The sequence below is a fragment of the Halobacillus litoralis genome, from assembly GCF_009856415.1.
In the GTDB taxonomy this organism is placed as follows: domain Bacteria; phylum Bacillota; class Bacilli; order Bacillales; family Halobacillaceae; genus Halobacillus; species Halobacillus litoralis_C.
Map to the genome: position 1 here is coordinate 543,137 of NZ_WMEZ01000002.1, position 12,672 is coordinate 555,808.

At 44.6% G+C, this 12,672-nt stretch carries 16 protein-coding genes; 8 read left to right on the plus strand and 8 right to left on the minus strand.

The genetic code is table 11. The annotated features are described in order from the left end of the window. Positions 1–42 precede the first annotated feature (42 nt). The 3 genes from GLV98_RS08170 to GLV98_RS08180 are packed head-to-tail and all read left to right on the plus strand — an operon-like array spanning position 43 to position 864. Positions 43–240, plus strand: a complete 198-nt coding sequence (locus tag GLV98_RS08170; protein ID WP_160913907.1) for a hypothetical protein — start codon at positions 43–45, stop codon at positions 238–240. 5 nt (positions 241–245) lie between these two features. After that, positions 246–572 carry a hypothetical protein gene (locus tag GLV98_RS08175; RefSeq protein WP_160913909.1) on the plus strand — a complete coding sequence of 109 codons (327 nt, stop codon included), beginning with the start codon at positions 246–248 and terminating at the stop codon, positions 570–572. Between the two features lies 1 nt (position 573). Continuing rightward, positions 574–864: a hypothetical protein gene (locus GLV98_RS08180; protein WP_160913911.1), complete on the plus strand. Its 291-nt coding sequence runs from the start codon at positions 574–576 to the stop codon at positions 862–864. Here the strand turns inward: GLV98_RS08180 and GLV98_RS08185 are convergent. The 3 genes from GLV98_RS08185 to GLV98_RS08195 are packed head-to-tail and all read right to left on the minus strand — an operon-like array spanning position 849 to position 1,594. Continuing rightward, a complete protein-coding gene (locus tag GLV98_RS08185) occupies positions 849–1,067 on the minus strand; it encodes a hypothetical protein (protein ID WP_160913913.1) in 219 nt (72 codons plus the stop codon). The genes GLV98_RS08180 and GLV98_RS08185 overlap by 16 nt on opposite strands. Before the next feature lie 47 nt (positions 1,068–1,114). Beyond that, on the minus strand, positions 1,115–1,360 hold the full coding sequence (locus tag GLV98_RS08190) for a hypothetical protein (RefSeq protein ID WP_160913915.1): 246 nt from the start codon (positions 1,358–1,360) through the stop codon (positions 1,115–1,117). A gap of 36 nt (positions 1,361–1,396) precedes the next feature. Next, positions 1,397–1,594 carry a hypothetical protein gene (locus GLV98_RS08195; protein WP_160913917.1) on the minus strand — a complete coding sequence of 66 codons (198 nt, stop codon included), beginning with the start codon at positions 1,592–1,594 and terminating at the stop codon, positions 1,397–1,399. A 220-nt stretch (positions 1,595–1,814) separates the two neighbouring features. On the opposite strand from GLV98_RS08195, the gene GLV98_RS08200 reads away from it, so the two are divergent. Together GLV98_RS08200 and GLV98_RS08205 are read left to right on the plus strand one after the other, a co-directional pair. Continuing rightward, positions 1,815–2,579 (plus strand): sugar phosphate isomerase/epimerase family protein, encoded by a 765-nt coding sequence (locus GLV98_RS08200; protein ID WP_160913919.1) that lies wholly within the window; start codon positions 1,815–1,817, stop codon positions 2,577–2,579. A gap of 50 nt (positions 2,580–2,629) precedes the next feature. Next, the gene (locus tag GLV98_RS08205) at positions 2,630–3,163 is read left to right on the plus strand and encodes a phosphatase PAP2 family protein (protein WP_160913921.1); all 534 of its coding nucleotides are present in this window, start codon (positions 2,630–2,632) and stop codon (positions 3,161–3,163) included. Positions 3,164–3,176: 13 nt separating this feature from the next. Here the strand turns inward: GLV98_RS08205 and GLV98_RS08210 are convergent, their stop codons facing one another. Continuing rightward, on the minus strand, positions 3,177–3,506 hold the full coding sequence (locus GLV98_RS08210; RefSeq protein ID WP_089652036.1) for a helix-turn-helix domain-containing protein: 330 nt from the start codon (positions 3,504–3,506) through the stop codon (positions 3,177–3,179). A gap of 872 nt (positions 3,507–4,378) precedes the next feature. Here GLV98_RS08210 and GLV98_RS08215 point away from each other — a divergent pair. Next, the gene (locus GLV98_RS08215) at positions 4,379–5,101 is read left to right on the plus strand and encodes a CBS domain-containing protein (protein WP_160913923.1); all 723 of its coding nucleotides are present in this window, start codon (positions 4,379–4,381) and stop codon (positions 5,099–5,101) included. 92 nt (positions 5,102–5,193) lie between these two features. Further along, entirely contained in the window at positions 5,194–5,565 is a 372-nt protein-coding gene (locus tag GLV98_RS08220; RefSeq protein ID WP_160913925.1) for a PilZ domain-containing protein, read from the plus strand. 173 nt (positions 5,566–5,738) lie between these two features. Here the strand turns inward: GLV98_RS08220 and GLV98_RS08225 are convergent, their stop codons facing one another. From GLV98_RS08225 to GLV98_RS08235, 3 genes are all read right to left on the minus strand, one after another. Next, a complete protein-coding gene (locus GLV98_RS08225; protein ID WP_160913927.1) occupies positions 5,739–8,816 on the minus strand; it encodes an efflux RND transporter permease subunit in 3,078 nt (1,025 codons plus the stop codon). Beyond that, positions 8,816–10,150, minus strand: coding sequence for an efflux RND transporter periplasmic adaptor subunit (locus tag GLV98_RS08230; protein ID WP_160913929.1), 1,335 nt, complete (start codon positions 10,148–10,150; stop codon positions 8,816–8,818). Before GLV98_RS08230 ends, GLV98_RS08225 begins: the two co-directional genes overlap by 1 nt. A 425-nt stretch (positions 10,151–10,575) precedes the next feature. Continuing rightward, positions 10,576–11,196: a hypothetical protein gene (locus GLV98_RS08235; RefSeq protein ID WP_160913931.1), complete on the minus strand. Its 621-nt coding sequence runs from the start codon at positions 11,194–11,196 to the stop codon at positions 10,576–10,578. Between the two features lie 209 nt (positions 11,197–11,405). On the opposite strand from GLV98_RS08235, the gene GLV98_RS08240 reads away from it, so the two are divergent. Continuing rightward, on the plus strand, positions 11,406–11,585 hold the full coding sequence (locus GLV98_RS08240; RefSeq protein ID WP_160913933.1) for a YjfB family protein: 180 nt from the start codon (positions 11,406–11,408) through the stop codon (positions 11,583–11,585). 236 nt (positions 11,586–11,821) lie between these two features. On the opposite strand, the gene GLV98_RS08245 is transcribed toward GLV98_RS08240, so the two are convergent. Further along, positions 11,822–12,121, minus strand: coding sequence for a hypothetical protein (locus tag GLV98_RS08245; RefSeq protein WP_160913935.1), 300 nt, complete (start codon positions 12,119–12,121; stop codon positions 11,822–11,824). Positions 12,122–12,672 lie beyond the last annotated feature (551 nt).

Consider the following 12,672-nt stretch of genomic DNA (forward strand, 5'->3'; position numbering starts at 1 on the left):
CTTATCTTTTCCTTTCATACATTAGTCATAGGAGGTGATGATATGAGTCACATTCAATTCAGGAATTTGTCCGTGGACCAAATCACTGATGCATCTGGAATCTTTTCAGGAACAAACCTCCAGTCTGGATTTAAGGCCGTGGAACAAAGATGGGAAGGAAACGGGAAAATCATTGGTCATAAAAACACCCTCCAACATAATAAACATCTAATCATCAAACGGCCTTCTAAAAGAGTGTAGCCGGCATGTTCTTTAAAAAACGCCGTGACAAGCAAGCGGATATCGATCATCTTGTAAAAGAAATTCATGAATTAAAACAAATGATCCAAGGCATGCAGGGAAAGCATGTGGAATACCATATTCATTTTGACCAAGTGGATATCCATGATCCCAACCTTGAGCAGCTGACGTTCCAGTTAGACCACCTAGATATCGATGAATTGAGTGGAGCTCTTAACATGGGGAACAATTTCGGTGTGAATGTCAAACCGAAGCCGAATTCTTCCCGTCCTGAATTGAGTCGAACGGATAATGGCTTGAAATTCAGCTTTAAATCAAAGGAGGATTCCTAATATGGCCGGTCTGTCTCCTTACTTTTTCATAGGAAACATAAGGATTGGAACAATTGAAAATGCCTCCTGTTTGAATATGGGAAACAATATCCCGACAGGTTTTGAGAGTTACCAAAAACATAACCAGGGCTTTGGGAATGTCTATGGTGATGGCAATACTCTTGAAGGGTTACGTTCCATTTTAAGTGACTCAGCCATACTTGACCTGATGTCCCAAGAAAACGCCCAGGAAATCCCGGAGTGGATACAAAAACTCATGGAAAAGAAAATGGAGGATCATCCTGCAGAATGATCGGCTCCATTCTCCTTTTTTGAAGGACGTGCCATTTTCGTAATCGGCATATCGATTTCATCGTTATCATGAATGACATTAACATTATAAGAAATGATGTTCCCATCTCCTACGACTGTACCAAGGGCCGAATTTTGCTTTTCCTGCGATTCCCAATGGTTTTGAGTATTCGGACCGACAAATATGCCGGAGTTGTTCGTCATGTGATTGACATAGATGGAGTCGAATTGGATATCGATCAGAAGCCCCCCTAATATTGGACGTTTGGTTGAGGGTTGCTGACGGTAGGGGTAACGATTGGTGTATCATTAACATCATTATCAATAATTGTATTCACATTGTTGGTCGCAATGAAAAAGCCGACGGGAATTCCTGCAGCATTATTGTTCTTCCCTTGCCAGGACCAATCCGGCTGATTATTTTGCCCCGTGGCTATGATTCCATTTTCAGTAATGGAGTTGACAGCGATTTGGTTGAAGACGACAGATACGGGCATTCCTATTCACCTCACCTTTTCTTCTGTTATCCTATTCTAGAACATTTGGAATGTGTCTTTTTCGGACAACCCTGCTTCTCCCCCGTGCTTCCCGTAACACTCAAAGCAAAAGTCAATGTCAAGGGTCCCTCCATCTGTAACCGTACACACGTCATATTCACGGAGCTCTTTTTTACACATCCAGCAAACCGTATGAACTTCATTCATCTCTTGCATCGTTTCTTTCCACCCCATTTGGATCCCACCTTTGATTGTTAAGTTATAGCGTTATCATACGCAATACCCAACCATTTTCATAATCATTGATATGGCCTCTCTCCTCTACTTTGGACTGACATTTTTCTACTTTCAGCTGGTTATTTTTCGTTTTCGGAAGGGAATTCGACAATGGAAATCTAATTTTGTTAAGAGTAGGAATTTAAATGAAAATGAGGATGAAAGGAAAGGGATCGAAATGAACACACCTATACCTATCGCAGTACAGCTTTATACCTTACGAAATGAAACAGCCGCAGACTTTGCCGGCACGTTAAGGAAAGTCGCCGATTTAGGCTTTGATGCCGTAGAGTTTGCCGGATTTGGTGATCTGACAGCTTCCGAAGTCAAACGTTTATTAGACGAACTTGGCTTGAAAGCTGCTTCCAGCCATGTACCTTTGGATGAACTGAAGAACAACCTCGCACAAGTCATCGAAGATCAAAAAACGATCGGGAGCGAATATGTGGTATGTCCGTACATCGAGGATCGAAGTGAATCTGATTATGTGCATTTAATTGAGGATTTGAAAAAAATCGGTGATGAATGCCGTCAGCATGGTCTTACTTTGTGCTATCATAATCATGACTTCGAATTGGAGCCGCTGCCGGATGGAAGAAAGCCACTGGACGCGATCCTTGAGGAAACGGATGAAAACCAAGTCCAGGCGGAGTTTGATATCTACTGGCTTCAAAAAGCAGGCGATCAACCTTCTGCATGGATCGACCGCTACCAGGGGCGCACGCCTTTGATACATTTGAAGGACATGACCCTGGATGAAGAACAATACTTCGCTGAACTCGGGACAGGCGGCGTTGATTTGGATACCGTATTTGTTCTTGGTGAGAAAGCTGGGGTGAAGTATTGGATCGTCGAGCAGGATGAAAGCCGACGCACACCTTTAGAAAGCTTGGAAATCAGTATGAATTACTTAAAAGAAAAGTTTCCTCAATTGAATAAATAAACGGAAGGGCGTGATTTCTTCACGCTCCTTCTTTATGTAAGGAGAAACGCATGGACGAAGCATTCGTAACATGGATTTATGATTTTTCTGAAGCCGGATGGGTGGATGCACTGATGATCTTCTTCTCATCATGGGGATACAAAGCGATGATCGGGTTATTCTTTTTGTTGGCATTGTTGAAAACGACTCGGAAACTTGGACTCGCAGCCATCGCAGCCTCCCTAGTAGGTTTAGTCATTAGCAGGACCATGCGCTGGATAGTGCCGCGGGAAAGGCCTTTCGTAGCCCTTGAAGAGGTCACACCATTGATCGAAAAAGAAGCTAGTGCCTCTTTTCCCAGTGAGCAAGCCTTATTTGTCGGCATCTTGATCGCCTTGCTGTGGATGATCGGAAGCAGTCTGAGATGGGCCGGGGTTCTTGTTGGATTGGTTATTCTTGTTTCAAGAGTGTACCTTGGTCACCATTATGTTTCAGATGTACTGATGGGAGCTGTATTGGGTGGGTTTCTTTTTGTCACCATCTACAAATGGTTCAGCATCCAGCAGAGTTTCCCGGTGGAAAAAGAGAAAAGCCTGACCTCTTAAAAGAGTCAGGCTTTTATTTATTCTGGTGGATTCTCCATTTATTAAACTCCAGATATTCACGGAATTGTTCTTTAGAGATCCCTGAATTCATCGCTTCCTGAACCAAATTCATCCAATCTTTGTCCAGCGTTTCATCCTGAGGTTCGTTTTCACCATGGAGTAAAAAGTTAATTGAAACGTCTAGTTCCTGAGATATTTTAGTCAAGAACTGAATGGATGGATTGGTCTGGATATTCCGCTCAATCGAACTCAAGTAAGATTTTGCGACTCCTGCCCTTTCGGCCAATTCAGATAGCGACATATGTCGGTCTTTACGAATCTTTTGAATGCGTTCACCGATCATGATCTCACCTTCTTTCCTGTTGATATGAGTATAGCACAGATTGAACAACCGTTCTATTTAAAGCACGAAAAATCAATACGGAGTCCTATGTATGCTTTCGTTTCCCCTATGTGTATACTTCCTATTCCCTATCTTTTTTATCGTACAATCATACAAATTATTTAGTGAAAGTTTTACTTTAACGAACGTTTTTTTAGCTTTTGTTCAAATATATGTCAGGATTCTTGAAGACTCCGTTTCGAGACTTTTGTTGAGTGGTTGGGGGCGGAGGGGAATGAGTCGCTTTCCGTGGGAGCGCGGTGAGCCTCCTCGGACTTCGTCCTGTGGGGTCTCAACATGCACTTTTTTCCCACAGGAGTCTCCCCATTCCCCTCCGCCCCTGTGCCATGGAAGATTCTCGAAACCACTTCTAAAAAATCAGCTTTTATCATTAACGATAGTGGATCATATAAACCGCTCTACAGAACGTAAAAGCATGATGCAGAGCGCTTTGCACTTCTAACAATAGGATAGTGGAAGACAATCCAACTTGGTAAAGGAGTTCGTTTCTCACCTATATCGAAAGGGGTGGTTGGGAAGATGCGAGACTCCCGTGGGAGAAGGAGTTAGGCGAGATCCCGCAGGACGCAGTCCGAGGAAGCTCGGCGCTCCCCCACAGGAAAGCGAGTAGCTTCCCAGCCACTCCTAACTCCCATTTTGGCAAACGAAGCCCGAAAGCATCTCGAAACTGAGTCTTTCACAATCGGGAGGTATCGTTGAATAAAGCTTTGGGTAAATCGTAAACGAATTTAGGTTATAATGAATCACTTTTGTGTAGGATTCACACACTAACTGTAAAAATGAGTGAGAATCCTTAGGAAAAGGTGAACAAAATGAATGACATTGTGGAGCAGTTTGAAATTACATTCAACCAAATCCATCAACATTTGAAAGAACTGAATGGCTTCCCGAAAAATGATAATTTCGTGGAGCTTCTTCAGCGTTCCAAACTGAAGCATAGCGTCATCCGTGTCCACTTCGATCAGTTGAAGCAGTACGCGAAACTCAGAAATGCGATTGTCCACGAACGGATCAGTGGAGATTATTTTATCGCCACCCCTCATGAGGATGTCGTTAAGGCACTGAAACGAATTAAACGAACGCTTGACCAACCACCAGAAGCCCTCGAATTCGCCACTCGTTCCGTCCTCTTTTTCAAAGAAGACACAGCGCTTAGTCATGTGATGGAGGCGTTCGACCAGCACGGCATCTCTCAATTCCCTATTTATACAAAAGAACGGGCATTCTCAGGATTACTTACCAATGACGGCATCGTCCGTTGGCTGTCTCAAAATCATAATAACGGTAGAATCGTCCTTGAAAACATTTGCGCTTCAGACGTCCTCCCCGTAGAAAAGGATCGAAGTGTGGAATTTTTAAAAGCAAGTGCCACTGTATTTGATTTAGAAGAACGGTTTGAGAAAAGTTTGAATGAAAACCGGAAGCTGAAAGCGGTCATTTTGACTGAAACGGGAAGTCCTGATGACTTGCCACTAGGAATTGTGACTACATGGGATTTGATTAAAGTGGACAGACGTGAAAGTGAAGAAGATTGAGTTTTTTCGAAGTGAAAAAGCTAAAATTATTGAACGTTCACCCTTGAGAGGATATGATTAAACCATCATAGTTTAGGAAGAGGGATGTAAGCATGAATGAACGCAGACATGAACCCTTCCGGTACCCATTCCAAACACCTCTGCCGGGTTTTTACAACAAGAAGTTCAGCAGCCATATATCAGGTCCTATGGAAGTAAAAGACATCAGTATGAACGGCTTACGTTTTTCCTGTGATTCTCAACCTGGATTGTCTATGAAAGATGAGTTGTTTCTCACCTTCCTATATGAAAATAAGACATTCACAGCAGAAGGACGACTCATTTGGATGAAAACGGAAGATCAGCATATGACGTGTGGTGTACACGTGTTTGAATTTCCAGATCAACTTAAAGAGATCATCGAAAAGCTCGGGGACTCCCTTGAGGCTGTTCAGAATGATCCGCTGGAAACGAAGTCTCCGTAATGGAGGCTTTTTTATTTTGCTGTAAGTGATGGGTGTCCCTTTCTTTGGTTTCCATTACGACCTTTATTGGTGCCTGACACAAATAAAGGTACCAATAAAGTCATCAATATGTAAAAAAATGGTGTACCAGGTCATCCAATATTTGGATGACCTGGTACACCAAAAAATGTAAGTTACTCTTTCTGGGCTCTTTTTTGGAAGAAGCCGGTGATTTTGTTGGATAGGTCGTCAAAGTATGTGTAGACGACAGGAATGAGTACAAGCGTGAAAAAGCTCGATACAGTCAATCCGAAAATGATGGTGACCGCTAGAGGTTGTTGAGCCTCAGCACCTCGTCCAATTCCAATGGCTAATGGGACCATGCCGAGCACTGTCGTCAGAGTTGTCATCAAGATGGGACGAAGACGGTTCGGTCCTGCCTCTAGAATGGCTTCATAACGATCGTACGATTTCCGTCTCAGGATGTTGATGTAATCGACCAAGACGATGGCGTTGTTTACGACAATCCCAGCCAGCATAATGATTCCAACAAAGGCCGGTAAGCTGAATGGCAGGCCGGTCACAAATAAACCGCCTGAGATTCCGATAATGGTTGCCGGTAAAGAGAACATGATGATAAAGGGGAACAAGAAGTTCTCAAATTGAATCGCCATGACGGCATAGACGAGGAAAATCGAGAAAATCAAGGCAAGGGACAAATCCCCGAAAGCTTCCTGCATATCCTGCGCCTGTCCTCCTATGGTGTAGGAGTAGCCATCAGGAAAATTCAGCCGTTCCAACTCTGCCCGCACTTCTTCTGTTGCCGTCCCTAAATCAATATTGGAAATCTCCGCTTCCACATTCACTTGTGGCTGTTGGTTTTGACGTAGAAGAGACACAGGTCCTTGAACTTGGTTCAACTCTGCAATGGTAGCAAGTGGGATGAGTGATCCGTTCGGTGTCTGGACCGACATCCCTTCTAAATCTGCAATCGTCTGGCGCTCATCTTCCGGAAGGATAAAACGAACATCGATTTCATCCGTTCCATTCCGATACCGTGTCGCCACCTGCCCATTGAAACCGAGCTGCACCTGGCTGATCACTTGTTGTTCCGTCAGACCATATTGCGAAGCTTTATCCTGATTCACTTCAATCTGCATTTCAGGACGTCCTTCATCCGTCGATGACGTAGCATTTTGCACCCCGTCGATTTCATTCATCAAATAAGCGACTTGACCCGCAAGCTCATCCAATACTTCATATTCGCCACCATTGATTTGGACTTGCAATGGTGCACCCGTTCCGAGACCAGCATCCAACTCACTTACTTCTATTTCAGCACCTGGGATGTTGGAAAGAGAATCACTCAATTCTTCCATGACGGTTTGGGTCGTTTTTTCCCGTTCTGAAGGTTCGACAAGCTGAATCGTATAGGAAGCAAAGTCAGACGAGCCATTCCCGATACTGCCCATTGAGCCTCCACCAATAGAAAGGTAGCTGACATCTATGATTTTACTAAAGTTCTCAATTTCGGCATCAATTTCTTCTGTGAGAGCTTCGGTCTCCTCAATCGATGTCCCTTCAGGCATGTTCACTCGAACTTCCACCTGTCCTTGGTCAGACGGTGGAATGAACTCTGTTCCAATCAAAGGAATGAGCGCTACACTCCCTGCAATGAGAGAGAATGTAATCGCGATGGTCGTTTTTCTGAATTTCAGTACCCACCTTAAAATCGAGCGATAGCCATCATTCACTTTATCTAAGAAGCGGTTAAACCAGTAGCGGCGTCCTTCTTCTTTCAAAGATTTTGTTAACAGTTTCGAAGACAGCATCGGAATCAAGGTCACAGACACTGCTAAGGAAGCTATGAGCGCAAACATGATCGTCAACGCAAGCGGTGTGAACAATTCAGATGCGATGCCTTCAACGAATATGATTGGTAAAAAGACGACGAGTGTCGTTGTGGCTGATGCTACAACCGCAGGGGCAAGCTCTGAGGCCCCTTGTTTAGCCGCTTCGACCATCGAGTATCCGCGCTGGCGATAGCTGACGATGTTTTCTAAAATGACGATGGAACTGTCGACCATCATTCCAATCCCAAGGGCAAGTCCGCCCATCGTCAGCACGTTTAGTGTCTCACCGGTGAAGTACATTAAAGTAAATGTCGATATGATCGCAATCGGTATCGATAACCCAATGACGAGCGTTGCGCGTACACTTTTCAAAAACAGCAATAGAATCAAGACGGAAAAAATACCGCCGAGGATAATGTTCAATACAACACTGTTGATCGATATTTTAATAAATTCTGATGTATCTAAAACAATGCTTGTGCCGACACCTTCAGGGAGGTCGGATTCCAACTCATCCATCGCTTCCCGCACGTTATCGGCGGTTTCAACGGTGTTCGCATCCGTCTTCTTCAAAATGGACAGCACGACCGAAGACGAACCGTTCACCTTGCTTATGGTATTGGAATTGGTAAGCGTTTCGTTCACCTCAGCAATTTGACCAAGCGTCACTTGTGCCCCGGTTGGAGATTGAATTCTTGTATCTCTCACATCTTCCACAGAGCTGAATTCCCCATCAATTCGGATTTGCAGATCCTTCTGCCCTTTTTCGATGGTCCCTGCTGAGGCTGATTGATTGGCTGCATTCAGAGCCTGAATCAATGTTTGGGAATCCAAGCCGTATGTAGCCATTTGAGCACGATCGACGAGGACTTGCACTTCTTTTGTCTGGCCGCCTTCTATACTGACCGAGGCGACGCCCTCTTGCCGTTCAAGAAAAGGGACCAACCGGTTTTCTGCTACTTTCTGGAGCTCATCCGGCGTATCCCCTGACAGACCGACGGTCATGATCGGAAGCTGTTGTGGATCAAATCGGAGGACACTTGGATCTGACGCGCCTTCTGGTAAAAGTCCTGTCACTTGATCGACGTTTTCCCTGACTTGTAAGAGGGTGCTATCAAGATCCACACCTGTATTGAACTGCATAAGAACGAGTGACGCCCCAGCCTGTGATTGAGACTGGAGCACCTCGAGTCCTTCAATACTACTCACGGAAGATTCGACAGGCCTGCTGACGAGTTTTTCGACTTCTTGTGGTGCTGCTCCTTCATAAGAAGTCGATACAACGGCGATCGGCAGGTCAATTTCCGGATATAAATCAATTGTCAAACTTCTTAGTGATACAAAGCCGAGACCAAGAATTGCAGCAACAATCATGATGACTCCGACTGGTCTTTTGACGGAAAGGTTCACAAGCTTCATCAGGAATCCTCCTCCATGATGGTGACTTGATCCCCGTCTGACAGGGTCAGCTGTCCTGTCGTAATCACCGACGCATCTTCAGGAAGGTTTCCGGACACCGCTGTGAAATCCGACTGAGACTCTAAAACTGAAACGAGAACCTGGACGGCTTTCTCATCAACAACCTGATAGACGAATGTTTCATCATTCTGTTCAACCAAACTGTCTGTCGGGACAATGAGGGTATTTTCCACAACATTTTCAGGAAGTAAGAACGTCGCCATCATCCCTGGTTTTATCTTTTCGTCGCCATTATTCACCGTCGCTTCGACCGGATAGAGGCCTGTATCATCAGGAACAGATGATACGTAGCTGACGGTTGAGGTCACCTGTTCTTCCAGGGAAGGAAGGTCCACAGTCAGCTCCGCTCCTTTTTCAAAAAGGGAAAGTTGATCGGCGGTGACGGAAGCTGTAATCGTCATAGGATTCAGACTGACGATGGTAGCGAGCGGCTGTTGGTTGCTTACCATATCCCCTTCACTTGCATTGAGTGTCGACACTTCACCAGAAGTAGGTGCAGTGATGGCTTCATTCTCCGCTTGTTCCTGAGCCTGATTCAATTGGACATTGGCTTGTTCTACCTGAAGCTCTGCCTGCTCAACGGCTACACGGGCCTGCTCCAATTGTTGTTCTGCTTGATCAACTTGTGCCTCTGCTTGTGCTACGGCGGACGAAGACTGCGGCTGTCGCCCTTCTAACTGCTGATATTGAGCATATGCTTGATCTGCACGGTTCTTCGCTTGTTGATAGAGCGCATCAGGAATGGTCCCTTCATCAGCCAATTTTTTCGTTTCATCAGCCAGTTGCTTGGCTTGTTGGTATTGTTGCTTCGCTGCTTCCGCTGCCTGAGCCGTTTGACTTGCCTCCGATTGCGTAGCCTGTTTTGCAAGATCGACCTGCTCTTTCGCATTTTCAACGCCCTCGGCTGCTTGCTCTTTTGACACTTGCGCATTTTCGAGCTGTGTTTGCGCTTGACGTAGGGCGATTTGCTGCAACTCTACCTGATTATCTACATTTCCACCAGGACGGACGACGGCTACAGTTTCCCCTTTTTCCACTCTGTCCCCTTTGGCAACGTTTAAGGTCGCCAATTCTCCTGGGGTTTCAGGCAGGACAGGTGAAGTATCGGCAGCGGTCGCACGAGCCACCAACTTACGTTCCACCACAAAATCTTCTTTTTTCACGGACTCCACTTTGACCGGCGTGATCCGCTCCTCTATTTCTTCATTGGTTTCTTCTTGATTACAAGCGGTTACAAAGAAGAGAACCAAAAACATGAAAAACAACCGTTTCATTCTAAGACTTCCTCTCCATATCAGACTCTCGTAAATCCCACGGACTCTTGTCTATCATCATCTTTATTTTTCCCCTTTGTTACTGAGAGGATACCTTTTCAAACGTACTGACCATGTAGTCATAATTACGATTAATGTTACTAAATCGCGATTTGTAATGCAACTTGTAGTATTCCTACGAAAATGACAAAATTGTGACTAAAATTGGAAGTGAACGACTTTCATACCTGACCCCTCCGTTGCTTTTTTTGGTACCAGGTACGGCCCGATAAAAAGCTGTACCTGGTACCGCTCCATAAAAGCAGGGGACCAGGTACAAAATTATTCCTACATCTAAACCCCTTGCACGATAAGTTATCAAATGAACGGCATAAAAAGGCACAAAAAAAGCTGAACCTCTTGGATCAGGTTCAGCTTTTTCTTTCTTATTGCAGATTATTTCCAAGTTGGGCAACGATCAAGTCCAACTTTTTGACTTTCGGCAGCTCATAGCCTGGAAAGCGTTCATCAAAATGCGCGAAAACAGGTTCAAGGGCTTCATCTTCGAGGAGTTCTTCATAAGTCCGGAATGTATGTTGGTACTGTCCGATATAACGCTTCATCTTTTTATCAAAGCCGGATAAATGGTACGTGGAAGAGTAATCGAAGGCTTTGACAATATCACTATCATACGTTGGGAAACTCGGGTTAATGGTGTGCAGCATAGATGCAGCTAAAGGAAATTGCATCGTCGGGTTTCCTTTGTGATTTTTCACTTCGTAAAGGCTTTTCGTAATGTGGACGATGTTCGGGCGTTCATATCCACGTTGTTCTTCCATCAGTTTGAAATAGTATGTTTCAAACTCCTTCGTCAGACTTGGATTGTCCAGGCGGAAGAAGTGCCGAAAGATGAATTGATAAAGCGTGTCGTCAGGTACATAAGTATCCTGAAAGACCGTATGAAGATAGACATACACATCCAATTTTTCCAGTGGGATACGGTTCACCACTTTTTCATAGTCTTCCAAGATCAAATCTTTCAGGTCGTTTGCCGTTCTGTATTTCATCAATAATCACCTCTATTCGCTTATTCCACACATGAGAAACCTGAAAACTCCTGATTGTAAAGTTTCTATGAATATTTCTACTTCTATTTTACATAAGATTCTAACGTTTTCCAAAGGTTTTCAAAGATCCGGACTAAGATATAGTTCGTCCGCGATCTTGCTTTAGTTTATAAAGAACGAACCGATGGTATAAGAAAAGGAGGAATTAGATGGATATCGCAGCACTATCCATGGCTATGAGCACAACAAGTCTGAAGCAACAATCCAGTTTAGCTTTGATGGATAAAGTAAAAGGAGATGCAGAAGAAAAGGGGAACCAAATGGTCGAAATGCTTAACCAATCCGTTCCTCATCCTGACCTCGGCAACCGGATTGACTTGAAAGGATAAAAAAGAGAGACAGTAAGGAGCTCCTTACTGTCTCTCCTTAAGGGGTGATTTTCATAGGACAACGCCTGGCTCTGACCGGTTTCACCTTATTCATGATTGGAATAGGCCTCTACCTCCTCCAACCAATAAATATTTTTGGGTTTCTCACCCCTGTTTTCACAATTGGTGGAATATGCATGATTGCTATTTCCACTTTCCTTTCCATGAAAAAAAGCCGCTGAGAGGGCGGCTTTCTTTTATTCGTTATTGTTTTCTTCGTCTGTTGGTGCACCATCATCTGTCATGCCGTCTTGATCTTCTCCGCCATTTTCACCGTCTGTCATATCATCTTGTTCTTTTTCTTCTTCGTTTTCGTTCATGTCCCCTTCATCTTCCGTAGCGTCATCCATGTTGTCTTCTTCGTTGTTGCCTTCTTCCATATTTTCTTCTTCTTCCATGTTGTTTTCTTCTTCTTGAGGCTCTTCTTCAGCCGCACACGCTCCTAATAGGGATACGGCAAAAAACGCGACCAAAAGTTTCATAAGTAATGCTTTCATCGGTGTTTCCTCCTTTTAATGATTTCCCAAACTAGTATGTCCACATATTGTAAGTTCATCCATATATACTAAAATTTTTTCTATTCCCTTATTCCAGTGATGCTCCCTGTTCTTGAAGGCTCAGTTTCGAGATGTTGTGGCGATTCGTTGCCGTGTTGGGCGTCAGGTGTGGCTGGGAAGCTACTCGCTTTCCTGTGGGGATGACGGCAAGCCTCCTCGAGCTTCGCTCTGTGGGGTCTTGCCAGCCAATCCATTCCCACGGGAGTCTCGCAGCTTCCCAACCACCCCATTCGATGTATGTGAGCAACGAATCCCTATACCAAGATGGGGAACGTTTTCCACCCCAACCCAAAAACATACATAAAGTCTCTGTCAGGCCTTTCACGCTGAGAATCACCACTAAAGAGGACTTTATATTATTCACTTCGCTTAAGCATCCTAGCGGAGTTGCCAGGAAGTGGTTTCGAGAAACTGATATAGACTAGGGGCGGAGGGGAAAGGCGAGACTCCTATCTTAAGTGTGGAGGCGCCTCGATCAGCGGCGTATGGAC

Bases quoted from the DNA above. Each gene is read 5' to 3' on its own strand.
- GLV98_RS08170 (WP_160913907.1), top strand. From the start codon at position 43: ATGAGTCACATTCAATTCAGGAATTTGTCCGTGGACCAAATCACTGAT.
- GLV98_RS08175 (WP_160913909.1), top strand. From the start codon at position 246: ATGTTCTTTAAAAAACGCCGTGACAAGCAAGCGGATATCGATCATCTT.
- GLV98_RS08180 (WP_160913911.1), top strand. From the start codon at position 574: ATGGCCGGTCTGTCTCCTTACTTTTTCATAGGAAACATAAGGATTGGA.
- GLV98_RS08185 (WP_160913913.1), bottom strand. From the start codon at position 1,067: ATGACGAACAACTCCGGCATATTTGTCGGTCCGAATACTCAAAACCAT.
- GLV98_RS08190 (WP_160913915.1), bottom strand. From the start codon at position 1,360: ATGCCCGTATCTGTCGTCTTCAACCAAATCGCTGTCAACTCCATTACT.
- GLV98_RS08195 (WP_160913917.1), bottom strand. From the start codon at position 1,594: ATGGGGTGGAAAGAAACGATGCAAGAGATGAATGAAGTTCATACGGTT.
- GLV98_RS08200 (WP_160913919.1), top strand. From the start codon at position 1,815: ATGAACACACCTATACCTATCGCAGTACAGCTTTATACCTTACGAAAT.
- GLV98_RS08205 (WP_160913921.1), top strand. From the start codon at position 2,630: ATGGACGAAGCATTCGTAACATGGATTTATGATTTTTCTGAAGCCGGA.
- GLV98_RS08210 (WP_089652036.1), bottom strand. From the start codon at position 3,506: ATGATCGGTGAACGCATTCAAAAGATTCGTAAAGACCGACATATGTCG.
- GLV98_RS08215 (WP_160913923.1), top strand. From the start codon at position 4,379: ATGAATGACATTGTGGAGCAGTTTGAAATTACATTCAACCAAATCCAT.
- GLV98_RS08220 (WP_160913925.1), top strand. From the start codon at position 5,194: ATGAATGAACGCAGACATGAACCCTTCCGGTACCCATTCCAAACACCT.
- GLV98_RS08225 (WP_160913927.1), bottom strand. From the start codon at position 8,816: ATGAAGCTTGTGAACCTTTCCGTCAAAAGACCAGTCGGAGTCATCATG.
- GLV98_RS08230 (WP_160913929.1), bottom strand. From the start codon at position 10,150: ATGAAACGGTTGTTTTTCATGTTTTTGGTTCTCTTCTTTGTAACCGCT.
- GLV98_RS08235 (WP_160913931.1), bottom strand. From the start codon at position 11,196: ATGAAATACAGAACGGCAAACGACCTGAAAGATTTGATCTTGGAAGAC.
- GLV98_RS08240 (WP_160913933.1), top strand. From the start codon at position 11,406: ATGGATATCGCAGCACTATCCATGGCTATGAGCACAACAAGTCTGAAG.
- GLV98_RS08245 (WP_160913935.1), bottom strand. From the start codon at position 12,121: ATGAAAGCATTACTTATGAAACTTTTGGTCGCGTTTTTTGCCGTATCC.